The 15,383-nt window shown below is 64.1% G+C and carries 18 protein-coding genes; 8 read left to right on the top strand and 10 right to left on the bottom strand.

What is annotated here, in order from left to right; all coding sequences use genetic code 11:
* Positions 1–96: 96 nt before the first annotated feature.
* Positions 97–795: a ribonuclease HII gene (gene rnhB, locus NKH22_RS15030; RefSeq protein WP_023726390.1), complete on the bottom strand. Its 699-nt coding sequence runs from the start codon at positions 793–795 to the stop codon at positions 97–99.
* Positions 796–949: 154 nt separating this feature from the next.
* The gene (locus NKH22_RS15025; protein ID WP_023692111.1) at positions 950–2,104 is read right to left on the bottom strand and encodes a PA0069 family radical SAM protein; all 1,155 of its coding nucleotides are present in this window, start codon (positions 2,102–2,104) and stop codon (positions 950–952) included.
* Positions 2,105–2,254: 150 nt separating this feature from the next.
* Between NKH22_RS15025 and NKH22_RS15020 the strand changes: the two genes are divergently transcribed.
* Together NKH22_RS15020 and NKH22_RS15015 are read left to right on the top strand one after the other, a co-directional pair.
* Positions 2,255–2,758, top strand: a complete 504-nt coding sequence (locus NKH22_RS15020) for a glycosyltransferase (RefSeq protein WP_023684377.1) — start codon at positions 2,255–2,257, stop codon at positions 2,756–2,758.
* A gap of 254 nt (positions 2,759–3,012) precedes the next feature.
* The gene (locus tag NKH22_RS15015; RefSeq protein WP_023821013.1) at positions 3,013–3,987 is read left to right on the top strand and encodes a hypothetical protein; all 975 of its coding nucleotides are present in this window, start codon (positions 3,013–3,015) and stop codon (positions 3,985–3,987) included.
* Here the strand turns inward: NKH22_RS15015 and NKH22_RS15010 are convergent.
* From NKH22_RS15010 to NKH22_RS14980, 7 genes are all read right to left on the bottom strand, one after another.
* Entirely contained in the window at positions 3,977–4,408 is a 432-nt protein-coding gene (locus NKH22_RS15010) for a GFA family protein (RefSeq protein ID WP_023692109.1), read from the bottom strand. The genes NKH22_RS15015 and NKH22_RS15010 overlap by 11 nt on opposite strands.
* A 126-nt stretch (positions 4,409–4,534) precedes the next feature.
* On the bottom strand, positions 4,535–5,089 hold the full coding sequence (moaB, locus tag NKH22_RS15005) for a molybdenum cofactor biosynthesis protein B (RefSeq protein ID WP_023692108.1): 555 nt from the start codon (positions 5,087–5,089) through the stop codon (positions 4,535–4,537).
* Entirely contained in the window at positions 5,076–5,969 is an 894-nt protein-coding gene (locus NKH22_RS15000) for a 4-(cytidine 5'-diphospho)-2-C-methyl-D-erythritol kinase (protein WP_023821014.1), read from the bottom strand. Before NKH22_RS15000 ends, moaB begins: the two co-directional genes overlap by 14 nt.
* Before the next feature lie 26 nt (positions 5,970–5,995).
* Positions 5,996–6,181, bottom strand: coding sequence for a membrane protein (locus NKH22_RS14995; protein ID WP_023668475.1), 186 nt, complete (start codon positions 6,179–6,181; stop codon positions 5,996–5,998).
* Between the two features lie 72 nt (positions 6,182–6,253).
* Entirely contained in the window at positions 6,254–7,111 is an 858-nt protein-coding gene (locus NKH22_RS14990) for a S49 family peptidase (RefSeq protein ID WP_023668474.1), read from the bottom strand.
* Between the two features lie 120 nt (positions 7,112–7,231).
* Positions 7,232–8,026, bottom strand: a complete 795-nt coding sequence (locus NKH22_RS14985; RefSeq protein ID WP_031197932.1) for a tRNA1(Val) (adenine(37)-N6)-methyltransferase — start codon at positions 8,024–8,026, stop codon at positions 7,232–7,234.
* Positions 8,026–8,250 carry a putative signal transducing protein gene (locus tag NKH22_RS14980; protein WP_023692106.1) on the bottom strand — a complete coding sequence of 75 codons (225 nt, stop codon included), beginning with the start codon at positions 8,248–8,250 and terminating at the stop codon, positions 8,026–8,028. Before NKH22_RS14980 ends, NKH22_RS14985 begins: the two co-directional genes overlap by 1 nt.
* 220 nt (positions 8,251–8,470) lie before the next feature.
* On the opposite strand from NKH22_RS14980, the gene NKH22_RS14975 reads away from it, so the two are divergent.
* From NKH22_RS14975 to NKH22_RS14955, 5 genes are all read left to right on the top strand, one after another.
* Positions 8,471–9,487, top strand: coding sequence for a polyprenyl synthetase family protein (locus NKH22_RS14975; RefSeq protein WP_023668471.1), 1,017 nt, complete (start codon positions 8,471–8,473; stop codon positions 9,485–9,487).
* Between the two features lie 87 nt (positions 9,488–9,574).
* Positions 9,575–10,243 carry a GntR family transcriptional regulator gene (locus NKH22_RS14970; protein ID WP_023702055.1) on the top strand — a complete coding sequence of 223 codons (669 nt, stop codon included), beginning with the start codon at positions 9,575–9,577 and terminating at the stop codon, positions 10,241–10,243.
* A 266-nt stretch (positions 10,244–10,509) separates the two neighbouring features.
* On the top strand, positions 10,510–11,100 hold the full coding sequence (locus NKH22_RS14965) for a biotin transporter BioY (protein ID WP_352803326.1): 591 nt from the start codon (positions 10,510–10,512) through the stop codon (positions 11,098–11,100).
* A 112-nt stretch (positions 11,101–11,212) separates the two neighbouring features.
* On the top strand, positions 11,213–11,629 hold the full coding sequence (locus tag NKH22_RS14960; protein WP_352803323.1) for a DUF1284 domain-containing protein: 417 nt from the start codon (positions 11,213–11,215) through the stop codon (positions 11,627–11,629).
* A 191-nt stretch (positions 11,630–11,820) separates the two neighbouring features.
* A complete protein-coding gene (locus NKH22_RS14955; RefSeq protein ID WP_023821016.1) occupies positions 11,821–13,596 on the top strand; it encodes a tetratricopeptide repeat protein in 1,776 nt (591 codons plus the stop codon).
* Positions 13,597–13,800: 204 nt separating this feature from the next.
* On the opposite strand, the gene NKH22_RS14950 is transcribed toward NKH22_RS14955, so the two are convergent.
* Positions 13,801–14,262, bottom strand: coding sequence for a GNAT family N-acetyltransferase (locus tag NKH22_RS14950; protein WP_023821017.1), 462 nt, complete (start codon positions 14,260–14,262; stop codon positions 13,801–13,803).
* 176 nt (positions 14,263–14,438) lie between these two features.
* Between NKH22_RS14950 and NKH22_RS14945 the strand changes: the two genes are divergently transcribed.
* Positions 14,439–15,383, top strand: coding sequence for a glycine--tRNA ligase subunit alpha (locus NKH22_RS14945; protein ID WP_023684365.1), 945 nt, complete (start codon positions 14,439–14,441; stop codon positions 15,381–15,383).

Below are 15,383 nucleotides of genomic sequence, written 5' to 3'. Positions count from 1 at the left end.
ACCGGGCGCGACGCATTCTGCTGCGAAGAAGGGCTGGCGCTTCACGCGCGGTGACCCCCTCTGGCCTGCCGGCCATCTCCCCCTCAAGGGGGGAGATTAGCTGTCCAACCCGACAAACCCTTCTTCTTCCACCACCTCAACCCCACCCAGCCTGAACGGCGCGAATGATGCCCGGTGCAGCCTTGCCACCGGCCCATGCGCTTCGATCGCGGTGCGGTGCCGCACGGTGGCGTAGCCCATATGGACCTCGAACCCGTAGCGCTCGTGATGGCTGCCGCAGCCGCACATCATGCGGTCGCGCATCACCTTGGCGACGATCGAGGCGGCGGCGATCGATTGCGAGCGCTGGTCGCCCTTGATCAGCGCGCGGCCTTCGCAGAGGAGGCCCGGCGGCACATCGCGGCCATCGGCCAGCGCCAGCTTCGCCTGGATCGGCAGGCCGGCAAGGGCGCGGCGCATGGCTTCCAGGCTGGCCTTGAGGATGTTGCTGCCGTCAATGCCTTCGGCGCTGACCGAGGCCATCGACACGCCGAGCGCTGACCCCAGGATTTTCAGGAACAGCGCCTCGCGCTGCAAATGGTTGAGCCGTTTGGAATCGTCTAGCCCGTCGGGAATGTTGGCGGGATCGAGGATCACCGCCGCCGCCACCACCGGCCCGGCCAGCGGACCGCGGCCGGCCTCGTCCATGCCTGCCACCGGCCACAGGCCTTCAGCCATCGCCTTCGTCTCGAAGGAGAAGTCGGGCTTTTCGACGATTTCGAAAAGAAGCGGAGAATCGGAACGCGCGCGAGCCATGTTGCGGCGAGGTTCGCATCGGCTCCGATTCTCCGCAAGTCCCTCCAGGGTCGAGTGGGGCAAGACCGGGAGGGCACCGTCTGCAGGCCGGGGGACAGGCCGGACGGGATTCGTGGGTCGCCTGCCAACCACGAGGGCAGGGCAGGCGCTACTCTCAGAGCAGCATCAGCTGCTCGGTCGCCTTGGCGGCGGCGACAAACTGGTCGGTTCGGAGCGTGCGCCGCTCGGCGTTGAGGCCGAGCCGCTTGGCCGTGATCTCGAAGCGCCGGCCGATCTGCCAGGCATAGGGGCCGGCGCCTTTCATCCGCTTGCCCCATTCCGAATCATAGTCCTTGCCGTCGCGCATCGAACGGATCAGCGACATCACGTGCCGGTAGCGGTCGGGATAATGGCGCAGCAGCCAGTCCTTGAAGATCGGCGCCACCTCGAGCGGCAGGCGCAGGATGACATAGCCGGCCTCGCGGGCGCCTGCGGCGCGTGCCGAATCGAGGATGCGCTCCATCTCCTGGTCGGTCAGGCCGGGAATGATCGGCGCCACCATGACAGAGGCCGGGATGCCGGCATCGGAAAGCTGCCGGATTGCCTCAAGCCGCTTGGTCGCCGTCGACGCGCGTGGCTCCATGGTGCGCGCCAGCATGCGGTCCATCGTCGTCACCGACAGCGCCACCTTGGCCAAGCCCCGTTCGGCCATGCGCGACAAGATGTCGATGTCGCGCGTCACCAGATGGGATTTGGTGACGATGCCGACCGGATGGCCGCGCGCCTCCAGCACTTCGAGGATCTCGCGCATAATCCGGTATTGTTTCTCGATCGGCTGGTAGGGATCGGTGTTGGTGCCGATCGCGATGGTGCGCGGCTGATAGCCATCTTTCGACAGTTCCTTGTCGAGCAGCCGCGCCGCATCCGGCTTGGCAAACAGCTTCGCTTCGAAATCCAGCCCCGGCGACAGGCCCATGAAGGAATGCGTCGGCCGGGCGAAACAATAGACACAGCCATGCTCGCAGCCGCGATAGGGGTTGATCGAGCGGTCGAAGGAAATGTCGGGCGATTCGTTGCGGGTGATGATGGTGCGCGGCTTCTCGACCTGCACTTCGGTCTTGAACGGCGGCAATTCCTCCAGCGAATTCCAGCCGTCGTCGAACACATGCCGGCTGACCGGCTCGAACCGGCCGGATGGGTTGATGCCGGCGGAACGGCCGCGGTTGCGATCCGGACGGACGCGCATGCCGCTCTGTTCGATCATCGCATTGGCCATCTCGGCTCGCCCTGCTCCGAAAGCAGCAATGTCCGCACGCACGATATGTTCCATTTTGGCCCTTTCCCAAGGACTGTCGGCTGGCTGTCGAATCGCTCTGTTCATGAAAATAATCCTATTTCGCTGATGAGAACAAAGCAAGAACTTTTTCGTTGGGCCATGCACAACTGGCGCTGCGCCGGGCTTTCCGCTATTCGGCTAAAAATGCTCAGCGTTCTCATCGAAACCCGGGATGACGAAGAAGGCCTTGCCCGCACGCTCGCCTCGTTGATCGGCGGCGCGGTCGAGGGCGTGGTGCGCGATGTCATCGTCTGCGACACCGGCTCGACCGACCAGACGCATCGGGTTGCCGATCATGCCGGCTGCCACTTCGTGGCCGGCGGCATTGCCGCGGGAATCAGGCAGGCGAAGGGTGACTGGCTGCTGTTTCTGGAACCCGGCGCAAGGCTGGCGGAGGGCTGGATCGACGACGTTGTCGCTCACACGGCGCGGCAAACCATGCCGGCGCGCTTTTCCCGTGCGCGCGGCAGCCGCACGCCGTTCCTGTCACGGGTGTTTTCGGGCAACCGGGCGCTGGCCGAAGGGCTGGTCATCAGCAAGCGCCAGGCCGCTGCCCTGTCGAAGAACGCGCACAGCGCCGAAGCCCTTGCGCGCGGTCTCGCCACCAGGCGGCTCGACGCCGAAATCTGGCTGGCGCCGAAGAAGTGATGTTTCTCCCTTCTCCCCGTTCCCAGGGAGAAGGGTGCCCGAAGGGCGGATGAGGGGCAGCGTCGGCGTCCCCCCGGAATTGACACTGTCCGCTGCGCCGTCCGGCTTTTTCGCCGCAAAAACCTATTGTGCATTGCACAAAAGCTGACGCGGGATTAGCATTCCGTTGATGCGGGATATCGGGGTTTGGGTAGTGCCGGAGCGGTAAGCAAGCGCCGCGTCGTCGTTGCTGCCGTTCATATCTGAGGACCCCGATGAACCTTTCGACCCCTGACAAATCCGGCGCCCCCAGTCTGGAAGCCGTTGCCCGCAACGGCAGCCTGCTCCGCCGCATTGCGGTGCGTATCCCGACCTATCTGTCCGACCTGCGCGAAAATCCCGCATGGCTGCCGATGTTCGTGCTTGCCCGCACCATGCCGGCGCGCAAGCTGCACTGGCTTGGCGCCAAAGCCGCGCGCCCCGCGCAGAGTGCCGGAGCGACGATGTTCAGGGGCGTCGACCTCAAGTCGATCGTCGCGGCGCTGCGCACCGATGGCCTGTTCTCCGGACTGGTCCTTCCGCAGGCAATCCACGAAGAGATCGCCAGCTTTGCTCAGAGCACGCCGTGCTTCGGCAATTTCGACCGCCGGCTCGAATTCATGCCCGGAGAACACGCAGAAGCCGAGAAGCGGTTCGGCCGCTCTTTGCTCAGCGGACACTATTTCGAGCGCATCCTCGGCTGCAAGGCGGCACTCGCCATCCAGAACGACCCGCTGCTGCTCGACATCGCCCAGCACTATCTGGGCGGGCAGGCAAAGCTGATCACCACGCGTGTCTGGTGGAGCTTTCCGACCGGCGAGGCTTCCGACGCCGACAAGAACCTTGCCTCGCTCGGCAAATATCATTTCGATCTCGACGACTGGCGGATGCTGAAATTCTTCTTCTATCTCAAGCCCTGCGATGCCGGCACCGGCCCGCATGTCTATGTCAAAGGCAGCCACAACAGGCGCAGCCTCAAGCACCAGTTGACGCTGCTGGTCGGCCATCCGGCGCAAGACGTGCTCAAGGTCTATGGCGACGACAGCCCGGTCACGCTGACCGGCGAGGCCGGCCTCGGCTTCGTCGAGGACCCGTTCGGCTTCCACATGGGCACCGTGCCGTCCACCACGCCACGGCTGATGATGGAGGTCGGCTTCGGCGTCTCGCCGCCCTCGCGCCGCCGCTTCCACGGCGAACCGGTCATCCGCTGAGGCCGGAGCGGATCTCGACCGGCATCCAGCGCGCTTGCCGCCGGGCAATGCGACCCTCTTTGTTCTCGGCATCATAGTCCATTGGGACCGGCTCGCGGTTGAACCGCGGCCGGTCATCCAGCGCATTGACGATGACGATCGCTCTCGGTTCGCCGTCGGTGGTCACAGCAGCGGCATAGACGCCGCAGTCCCGGCAGATGAGATAATCGGCCGTGCGCAATCCGAACCGGTATCGGTGCAGCCGGGCCTCGTCCTCGACCGCGACGATCAATCGCCCCTGCGGATCGGCGGCGGCGCGTGAGCCATGCCGGACGCAGAAGGCGCATTGGCAGGCGCGGATCTCCATCTCGGACGGCACGATTCCGGTTTCGAATGTCAGGTGGATGTTGCCGCAATGGCAGCCGCCGCGGTGCGCGCTCATTGGATCTCTTCCGTCTTGACTTGGCGACAGACTATCCGCCCGACGACCCGGAGGAAATGACCTCTCGAAGGCGCAGCCGCCATTCTGCCTGACAAAGGCAGCACTTGGCCGGCACTTTGCCTTGGTTTACGAGGCGGCCTTGCCGCGCCGCAAATGCTCGTCCAGGCGCGGCATGATCTCGACGAAGTTGCAGGGCATGTGGCGGTAGTCGAGCTGCGGTTTCAGGATGCCGTCCCAGGCGTCCCTGCAGGCGCCGGGCGAGCCCGGCAGCACGAAGACGAAGGTGGCGTTGACGACGCCGCCCGTCGCCCGACTCTGCACTGTCGAGGTGCCGATCTTGTCGTAGGAAATGCGGTGGAACACTTCGGAAAAGCCATCCATGCGCTTCTCGAAGATCGGCTCCAGCGCCTCCGGCGTCACGTCGCGGCCGGTAAAACCGGTGCCGCCGGTGGTGATGACGACATCGATGTCTTCGTCGCGCGACCAGCCCAGCACCTTGTCGCGGATTTTCTCCCGGTCGTCGGTGACGATGTCGCGCGCGGCCAGGACATGGCCGGCCTCGGCGATGCGATCAGCCAGCGTCTGGCCGGATTTGTCGTCGGCAAGGCTGCGCGTATCGGACACCGTCAGCACCGCGATGCGCACCGGGATGAACGGCCGGCTCTCGTCAATTTTGGCCATCGGCCCCCTCCGAAGCGATGCTTCGTGTCGCGGCGACAAACCACTCCGGTTCGCGACTGCGAATCTCGGCGGCGGCGCGCTTGGCGACATTGCCGGTCTCGAACAGCCCGAAGCATGTCGCGCCGGATCCCGACATGCGCGAGAATCCAGATCCGGCCCTGTTCAGCAGGGAAAGCGCTCGGCCGATGGGCGGCTGGATCGCCTGCGCCGCCGGTTCGAGATCGTTGCGGGTGATCTCCAACCAGTTGCGGACACTGTGGAAGTCAAATGCACGCGGCAGCGGCGGCAATCCCTCATTGTCGCGTTTCTCAAGTGCGTTGAACACATCAGGCGTCGAGACGGCGACGCCGGGATTGACCAGCACCAAAGCGAGCGCCGGAAAATCCGGCACCAGCGACAGCTCGTCGCCGACGCCACGCGCAACCAGCGGTTTTGCCGCAAGACACATCGGCACGTCGGCGCCGAGCGTGAGACCGATCCGGCTCAGTTCGGCCTCACCGATGTCGAGACCCCATGTCCTGATAAGACCGTGCAGAACGGCGGCCGCGTCGCTTGAGCCGCCCCCGACGCCGGAGGTGACCGGCAGGTTCTTTTCAAGTCGGATGGCAACCGGCGGCGTGCGCTGCTGGCCGGCCTGCCTGCGCAGCGCCTCGCGCGCCTTCACCACCAGATTGCTGTCGTCGATCGGTACGGAGGTCGCGTAACGGCCCGATACGGAGAACCGGTCGGCGTCGGCAGGCTCGATCTCGACCCTGTCGCCGAAGCGGGTGAAAACGACCAGGCTCTCAAGCAGATGATAACCGTCGGCGCGCCTGCCGGTGACGTGCAGGGCCAGATTTATCTTGGCGGGCGCAAGCCACGTCCGGGCTGCGGCATCCAAACTGTCGGCTGCTGACGGGATGATGCTCAGTCCTTGGCCAGGCGGTATTCGCCGGTCTTGGGATCCTGGACCAGCGTGCCGTTGGTGCCGTTGGCTGCCTGCTTTTCGGTGCGCCGCACCTTGGCGGTCACACGTTCGGCCTCGCGGACGAAGGTGCGGTAGCCGAAATAAGCGGCTGCGCCGACAACTGCGAAGAAAATGATCTGTGGCATTTCAAAGCTCCTCCCTCGCAAGGCGGCAAGGCAGACTGTCAAGCCCTCATGCTAGACGCTTTCCCTGCTTTTTCAAAGCCCGAAGCGCGCCCACAATGCGCGCTCTTCCGCCGCATCGATCACGCCGCTTGCGGCGGCGGCGGCAATATCGGGCGCTGAAAAGTTCGAGCCGAACAGGCCGATGCGGCCAAACAGGCCACGCGGCGCGGTGACCAGCCTGAGCTGGGTTTTCGCGCCGAAGCGGGTTTTCAGTACCGTGCGCATGTCGCTCAACGCATCGACGAGGCCAAGCTCCAGCCCTTTCTTGCCGGTCCAGAACAGGCCGGTGAACAGGTCCGGATCGTCCTTCAGCTTGGTGCCACGGCGTTCCCTGACCAGGTCGATGAAGGTCTCGTGCACTTCCAGCTGCAGCGCCTTCAGGCGCTCGACGTCTTCCCTCTTCTCCGGCTTGAACGGGTCGAGCACCGCCTTGTTCTGGCCGGCGGTGTGGACACGGCGCTCGACACCGATCTTCTTCATCAGTTCGGGAAAGCCGAACGAGGCCGAGACGACGCCGATCGAACCGACGATGGAGGACGGATCGGCAAAGATCTCGTCGCCGGCGACCGCGATCATGTAGCCGCCCGAGGCCGCCACATCCTCGACGAAGACCAGCACCTTCTTGTTCTTCTCGACCGCGAGGTCACGGATGCGCTTGAAGATCAGCCGCGACTGCACCGGCGAGCCGCCAGGCGAATTGATCGAAATGGCGACGGCGGGCGCATCGAACAGGAACGCCTTTTCGATGAGGGCGGCGGTGGACGCCAAGGACAGGCTCGGCCGGAACGGGCCGCCGCCGGCCATGATGGTGCCATGCAGCCTGATGACGGGAATGGTGACGACGCTGGATCGCCAGGATTTCGGCAGCAGGCGGTTGAAAAGGCGTTTCACGAGGTGGCTGTCTCCAAATGGCTTCAACGCATGTAGGGATTTGCCGGTCAACGGCAATGCTGCAATCCATCTCAGCCAACTGTGTGCCGGTTTTGCGGCAACGACACTGACGGGCCTAAATCAATCGCCAAACAGCGACGCCAGTCCGTTGTTGATCATCTCGGTTCGTTCCGACGGGCCGTCGCCCGTTTGCCCATGCAGCATCAAAGGCGGGCGGATCGACAGCTTGCCGCGCGCGCCGAGCGCTGCCCTGACGACAATGCGGATTGCGGCTGCTTCCGGGCGCGGATGCACGGCCAGCATCTCGGCGTCGCCGAAGCGGCCCGACAGCGCATGGAGGAGGTCGCCAAGCTGTTCCGGCCGCGCAATGACGGCCATGCCCCCGCGCGGCTTGGCGACGGCAGCCGCACTCCGGATCCAGCTTTCGAACAGCCCGTCGTCCATGACATGCGCCTGCCGCCGCAGCGGATCTGGCGTGGCGCGGTCTTGCGCCGCGTTGAAGGGCGGGTTCATGATGACGAAATCGAAGGAATTGTCGGCGAGGCCGGCTTGCGTCCGCGCCCGGCCTGACAGCGTGACGTCGGCGGTCAGCACCGAGGCGCGATTGCCGAGATGCGCATTGCCGGGATGGGCGAGCGTGGTTGTGGCGAAGCCTGCCATCTCGGCCGACCGTTCGACGAGCACGACCTGCGCCTCTGGGCAGCGCGACAGCACGGCGAGACCCGCCGCACCGGCGCCGGCGCCGAAATCAGCGAGGCGTCCAGAAAAGCCGGATGAAACTGCTGCCGCCAGCATCATGGCATCCATCCCGGCGCGATGCCCTGTCCTGGGCTGGACAAGCCAGAAGCGGCCGCGATGGAAGGCATCGACCGTATGGGCCGGCGTATCGCTGGTAAGCGCGCTCGCTTCAGCCATTATGTCTGGCGGATTTCGTTCTCGATGCCGGCGTCTTTCAAGATGCGCCGCGCCTGATCGGCCTGGTCGGCATCGACCATCACGCGCTTCTGCAAAAGACCGATCGACCCTTCGAGAATGCTCATGTTCTGGTCGGCGACGAAGCAGGCAATCCCGGCATCGCGCATCAGCGATTCGACAAAGGAGATGATCACGGCATCGTTGGTGCGCACGAGTTCTATCATCGGACGAAGTTCGCAGGTTGCAGCGTTGATGTAAACGCTGGAGCATGGCGCCGAAAGTGTGGAGCGGTTTTCGGGCAACGGCATGCGGTCGCTAAGGTTGACACGCCGTCACCGCAGCCGCGCCAATTCGCCTCTTGCCGTGCCCGTATGTGCCGCCCTAGAGTCCCAGGCGGGACCAGGGTGCCGTCGCACGCGTGATCAAAGACGGGAGTGTTTGTTGGTGGGTGTCGTTCTCAACATCGAAAACGGGAAGCGGGAACCCGCCTCCATCAAGGATCTCATCGACCTGACAGCAGCCGATATGGGGCGCGTCAACAAACTGATCCTGTCCAAGGCCGGCTCCGACGTCGAGATGATCCCGGAGGTCGCCAATCATCTGATCTCGTCGGGCGGCAAAAGGCTGCGTCCCATGCTGACGCTCGCGGCGGCCCAGATGTTCGGCTATTCCGGCGAGGGCCACGTCAAGCTCGCCACCGCGGTCGAGTTCATGCACACCGCCACGCTGCTCCACGACGACGTCGTCGACGAGAGCGGCATGCGGCGCGGCAAAAAGACTGCCCGCATGATCTGGGGCAACCAGGCGAGCGTGCTGGTCGGCGATTTCCTGCTCGGCCAGGCTTTTCGCATGATGGTCGATGTCGGTTCGCTGGAAGCGCTCGACATCCTGTCCAGCGCCGCCTCGATCATCGCCGAGGGCGAGGTGATGCAGCTGGCGGCAGCCAAGAACCTGGATACCACCGAGGACGAGCATTTCGCCGTCATCAAGGCCAAGACCGCGGCGCTGTTCTCGGCTGCCGCCGAGGTCGGTCCGGTCATCGCATCGGCGACGCGCAACGATCGCGCCGCATTGCGCTCCTACGGCATGAATCTCGGCCTTGCCTTCCAGCTCATCGACGATGCGCTGGATTATGGCGGCTCCAGCCAGGAGCTGGGCAAGAATGTCGGCGACGATTTCCGCGAGGGCAAGGTTACGCTGCCGGTCATCCTCGCCTACCGGCGCGGCACCAAGGCCGAGCGCACCTTCTGGAAGCGCGCCATCGAGGACAATGTCACCGACGATGCCGGACTGGAAAAGGCGATCGGCCTGATGACCCGCCATGGCGCCATTGCCGACACCATCGGCCGCGCCCGCCATTTCGGCGAGATCGCCCGCGACGCGCTGGCGCCGCTGGAAGCGACGCCGCAGAAATCGGCGCTGATCGACGTCATCGACTTCTGCATCAGCCGGGTGAACTGACCCGCGCCTGGCGCCAAAGCAAGATTGCACGCAAAATCGGGCAATCACCGCTCGACAATCGGTTGCGGCGCAAATTATCTATAAAACATGGCAAAGACCGCAGACGACACCATCGCCGTGCGCATCAGCAAGGTGCTGGCGGATCGCATCATATCGGGTGCGATCGAACCCGGCGCCCGGCTGCGGCAGGATCACATCGCCGAGGAATTCCAGACCAGCCATGTCCCGGTGCGCGAGGCCTTTCGGCGCCTGGAGGCGCAAGGGCTGGCGGCCAGTGAGCCCAGGCGGGGCGTACGCGTCGCCGCCTTCGACCTCGGCGAAGTCAGGGAAGTCGCCGAAATGCGCGCAGCCCTCGAAGTGCTGGCGCTGCGCCATGCCGCGCCGCATCTGACGGCTTCCATTCTCAATCTTGCCGAAGAAGCCACAAAGGCCGGCGACAAATCCCGCGATGTCCGCTCTTGGGAGGAGGCCAACCGCACCTTCCACCGGCTGATCCTGGCGCCCTGCGGCATGCCGCGGCTCATCGCCACCATCGACGATTTGCACGCCGCAAGCGCCCGCTTCCTGTTCGCCGCATGGCGCTCGGAATGGGAAATCCGCACCGACCAGGATCATCGCGCGATCCTGAGCGCGCTGCGGCAGGGCAATACCGAATCGGCCGCCGCCACGCTTGGCCGGCACGTGCAGTGGATCGGCCAGAAACCAGTCAAGACCGCGTCGGGCAAGATGCGCGAAGCGTTTGCCATCGTTGGGTAGGGGACAAGAAGACACGGCCTGGTCGTGGCTCCTCTGAAGACCGCGAGCGCCGCGATCCTTCTGTCCTGCCGGACATCTCCCCCTAAGGGTCCAACGAGGGGGAGATGGCCGGCAGGCCAGAGGGGGGTGCTGTCCCGCCAGCTTTATTCGGCACGCAAGCCCAAGCCTTTTTAGGGCGAGGGTTGCCATTCCCGCGCAAATATGGATTCGATAATAGATCGAACAACAAAATTATCTATAATTCAAACCAAGCCAGGGAAGCCGCCATGACCGACATCGCCTTTTCGCCCTCCAAGCCCTCCTTCAGCCCGTTGCGCCTGCAAACCCGCTCGTACGCTCGGCAAGCCGCGGCCATCGTCATCGGCACGCTGTCCATTGCGCTCGCCTCCTACATCGAAGTGCCGATGCTGCCGGTTCCAATGAACATGCAGACCTTTGCGGTGACGCTGGTGGGCGCGCTCTATGGCTGGCGGCTCGGCGCGATCACCATCGCCGCATGGCTCGTCGAGGGCGCTGTGGGTTTGCCGGTGCTATCGGGCGGCGCTGCCGGCATCCAGCATTTTGCCGGGCCGACCGCCGGTTATCTCTTCGCCTTCCCGGTCGTCGGCGCGCTGGTCGGCTGGCTGGCCGAACGCGGCTGGAACGGCAACCGCGTGCTGCTCGCCTTCGCCGGCATGGTCCTCGGCAACCTCGCCTGCCTGGTTCTCGGCACGGCCTGGCTCGCCGTCATGATTGGCCTCGAACAGGCCATCACCTTCGGCTTCTTGCCCTTCCTCGTCGGCGGCCTGCTGAAATCGGCGCTCGGCGCCGCGACGCTCAAGCTGTTTTCCGGTAAGGCGGACCCGGCAGGAGCATGATCCCGAAAAGTGGAGTCCGGTTTTCGGAAGAGATCATGCTCAAACAAAAAGATGCAGCCCCATCCCGATATCTTCGGGATGGAACAGGCTCCGCAACCGCGTCCTAGAACCGATGACCGTCAGGTTGCGCTCCCACCATCTGCTTTGCCTGCTGACCTATGTCGGCAAAGGCTACAGCGGAGCCTTCGTCGCCAATTATGACGTCATCGCGAAACGTCTGGGCCGGGGCGAGGATACTCTGATCGTCTCCGGCCCCGACGACATCTGCCGGCCGCTGCTCGGCGAGGCCGAGCCCCACTGCTTGCGCGAAAGCGCCGCAGGCCGGGACGAGCTGGCAGCACGCGATGTCGGCAAGCTGCTGGCCCGGCCCATCGAGGCGGGCGTCCGTCTCAGCCTCGACGCGGCAACGCTTGCCGCCTCGCGCGCGGCCTTTTCAGCCGGCGTGACGCGTGAGGCCTGCCAGGGTTGCGAGTGGGCCGGCCTGTGCAGCACGATAGCGGCAGGCGGATATCGCGATGTCAGGCTGTAGCTCCCAACCCCGATCTGCTATTGTCGGAACCGACAGTGTCTGCGTCGCCATGGTTTGTTAATCGGGTGACCCGATTGTGAATTCGGCCCGGATTGCAGCCTGACCCCAAAAAGGCCATGCTTTGTCAGGAAACATCGAGTCTATGGCTTCTCCGCGCCGACGCGGGATGGCGCTTGGCTGAAAGGGATACGATGCGGCAAGGACGTGCGCGCTGGCTCGCGGGGCTGGCAATTGTGGCAGGAATGGCGATTTCTCCGCTGCCTGCCTACGCCAAGGAATCGACCGACCCGGTCAAGATCACCTCCTTCTCGGGCGCCTATCTCGCCGCCCGCATCGCCGAAGGCGACAACGACCTCGACAATGCCATCGGTTATTACAAGCAGGCGCTCGCCTTCAATCCCGGCGACACCTCGCTGCAGCAAAGCCTGATGCTGTCGCTGATCGCGCAAGGCCGCTTCGAGGAATCGCTGGTCTATGCCGACAAGCTCAAGGCAGTTCCCGACGTCGAGCGCTTCTCGCGTCTGGCTCTGGCGGTCGATTCCTTCCACAAGAAGGATTTCACCAAGGCGCAGTACTGGCTCAAGCTGTCGCTCGAATCCGATCTCGACCGGCTGATTTCCGGCGTCATGTCCGGCTGGGCACAAGAGGGCGCCGGCGACCCCACCGGGGCGATGGCCTCGATCGACAAACTGCAGGGGCCTGACTGGTTCGGCCTGTTCAAGTCCTTCCACCGCGCGCTGATCGCCGATGCCGCAGGCCTGTCGGACAAGGCCGACGCGCTTTATGACGCGACCCTGACCGACGTCACGGCCGGCGGTGCCGCGCCCGAGACATGGATGCGCAACGCCCAGGCCTACGCGTCTTTCCTGGCGCGCAAGGGAAACAAGAACAAGGCGCTCTACGTGCTCGACAAGGCCGAGGCGTTCGCGCCCGGCAAGCTCGACATCCAGGCGCTTCGCGACAGGATCAGCAAGGGCGACAAGATCGAGCCCTTCGTCGCCAGTCCCTCCGAAGGCGCCGCTGAAATCCTGCTCGACCTCGCCATCGCGCTCAATCGCGGCGGCGGCGAGCCGTTCGTGCGCCTCTATCTGCAATATGCGCTCGCGCTCAAGCCCGACAGCGACGCCGCTTTGGTGCAGCTTGCCGCCGTTGCGGAGCAGCTGAAGGATGGCGAAGGCGCCATTGCGCTCTATAGCCGCATTCCAGCCTCCTCGCCGCTGAAGGAGCTTTCCGACCTGCAGCTCGGCCTCAACCTTGCCGATCTCAACCGTCACGACGAGGCTATCGCCCATCTCAAAGCATTCGTCGAAGCTCACCCCGATGACATGCGCGCCTATCTGGCGCTGGGCGGGGTCTATGCCTCGAAGGAGGATTTCCGCTCCGCCGCCACTCTCTACGACAAGGCGGTCGCGGTGCTGAAGACGCCGACCAATGCCAACTGGAACATCTACTATCAGCGCGGCATCGCCTATGAGCGGCTGAAGGAATGGCCGAAGGCCGAACCGAACTTCCTCAAGGCGCTTGAGCTGTTCCCCGATCAACCGCAGGTGCTGAACTATCTCGGCTATTCCTGGGTCGACATGAACATGAACCTCAAGGAAGGCCTGGCGATGATCCAGAAGGCCGTCGACCTCAGGCCGAGCGACGGCTACATCGTCGATTCGCTGGGCTGGGCCTATTTCCGCATGGGCCGGTTCGACGACGCCGTGCGCGAAATGGAGCGCGCCGTGTCGCTCAAGCCGGAAGATCCGGTGCTCAACGACCATCTCGGCGATGCCTATTGGCGCGTCGGCCGCAAGCTCGAAGCCACTTTCCAGTGGAATCAGGCGCGCGACCTGAAGCCGGATCCCGATGTGCTTGCCATTTTGCAGCAGAAGCTGATGAAGGGCCTGCCGCCGATCGAATCCAACACGGCGCAGGAAACCCCGAAGGTCAAGCCGGCCACCCCGCCAGCGCCGAAGGGGTGATCGGGCCATACTTCTGATGAAACGGGGCTCGCTGAGCCCCGTTTTTTCGGCTTGGCGTCTTAGAGCAATTCCAGGAAAGTGTGCGCGGTTTCCGTTCGGAATTGCGACAGAAACAAAGAGATAGAGACGCCCTATCGCGATCGTCATTCTATGGCGGAGCAAGGAGCGAAGCGACGCGGCGCAGACCCAGCGTTGGCGCTCATTCTAGAACAGCTTTCGGTAGACGACGAACCCCGAGAGATCGCCGATCTTGTCGTAGAGCTTCATCGCCGTGTGGTTGGTTTGGTGTGTCAGCCAGTAGACGCGGCTGGAGCCTGCGGTTTGCGCCCTGGTATAGACGTCTTCGATCAGTGCCCGGCCGACGCCCTTGCCGCGCGACGCCTCATTGGTGAAGAGGTCCTGCAGATAGCAGTTCGGCGAAATCGCCGTCGTGGTGCGGTGATAGAGATAGTGGACAAGACCGAGAAGCTTGCCTTCGCTCTCCGCGACCAGCGCATGCATAGGCTCATAGGCATCGAAGAAGCGCGACCATGTCATTGCAGTGATGTCACCGGGCAGGGCGGTCTCGCCCGAGCGGCCGTAAAACGCATTGTAGCCGTCCCACAGCGGCAGCCATTGCTCGTAATCCTCTCGGGTGACGGGGCGTACGGTGAGCTGGCCTTGCATGGCTGAACCTCTGTCGTTGAAGCTGGGCGAGCAAACGGCCACCGGCACCGTCCGGCAATGGGCCAGTCCGAAGCAAAGCGTTCAACCTCTCATCAAGGCGGCGATAGGCGCTGCCTTGACGCTAGCCGGCCCGGCAACTAGGGAATGGCATCATTTCAGCGCTTTCCGAGGCCGCCGTGACGTCAGACAGTCCAGCCCATATACATCCCAGCCGCTCGTTCCAGGGGCTGATCCTGACCCTGCACAATTACTGGGCCGCCTATGGCTGCGTCATCCTGCAGCCTTACGACATGGAAGTCGGCGCCGGCACCTTCCATCCGGCCACCACGCTGCGCGCGCTCGGGCCCAAGGGCTGGAACGCCGCCTATGTCCAGCCCTCGCGCCGGCCCAAGGACGGCCGCTACGGCGAAAACCCCAACCGGCTGCAGCATTATTACCAGTACCAGGTGATCCTGAAGCCCAACCCGCCGAACCTGCAGGAGCTCTATCTCGGCTCGCTCAAGGCGATCGGCGTCGATCCGTTGCTGCACGACATTCGCTTCGTCGAGGACGACTGGGCAAGCCCGACGCTTGGCGCCTGGGGGCTCGGCTGGGAGTGCTGGTGCGACGGCATGGAAGTGTCGCAGTTCACCTATTTCCAGCAGGTCTGCGGCATCGAATGCGCGCCGGTGGCGGGAGAACTGACCTACGGCCTGGAGCGGCTGGCCATGTATGTGCAGGGCGTCGACAATGTCTACGACCTCAACTTCAATGGCCGAGAAGGCGCCGAAAAAGTCACGTATGGCGATGTCTTCCTGCAGGCCGAGCAGGAATATTCCAGGCACAATTTCGAATATGCCAACACCGCCATGCTGCTCAGGCATTTCGAGGACGCCGAAGCCGAATGCAAGGCGCTGCTCGCGGCCGGCGCCCCGGCTTCGAACGACAATCTGCCGATGCACCGCATGGTCTTCCCGGCCTATGACCAGTGCATCAAGGCCAGCCACGTCTTCAACCTGCTCGACGCGCGCGGCGTGATTTCGGTGACCGAGCGGCAGAGCTACATCCTGCGGGTGCGCAATCTGGCGAAAGCCTGCGGCGAGGCATTTTTGCAGACCCAGGCCGGCGGGCTCGCCGCCTGA

This window comes from Mesorhizobium sp. M1252, assembly GCF_040318265.1.
In the GTDB taxonomy this organism is placed as follows: domain Bacteria; phylum Pseudomonadota; class Alphaproteobacteria; order Rhizobiales; family Rhizobiaceae; genus Mesorhizobium.
The sequence above is the reverse complement of the archived record's forward strand: the minus strand, read 5'-3'. Positions and strand labels throughout refer to the sequence as shown.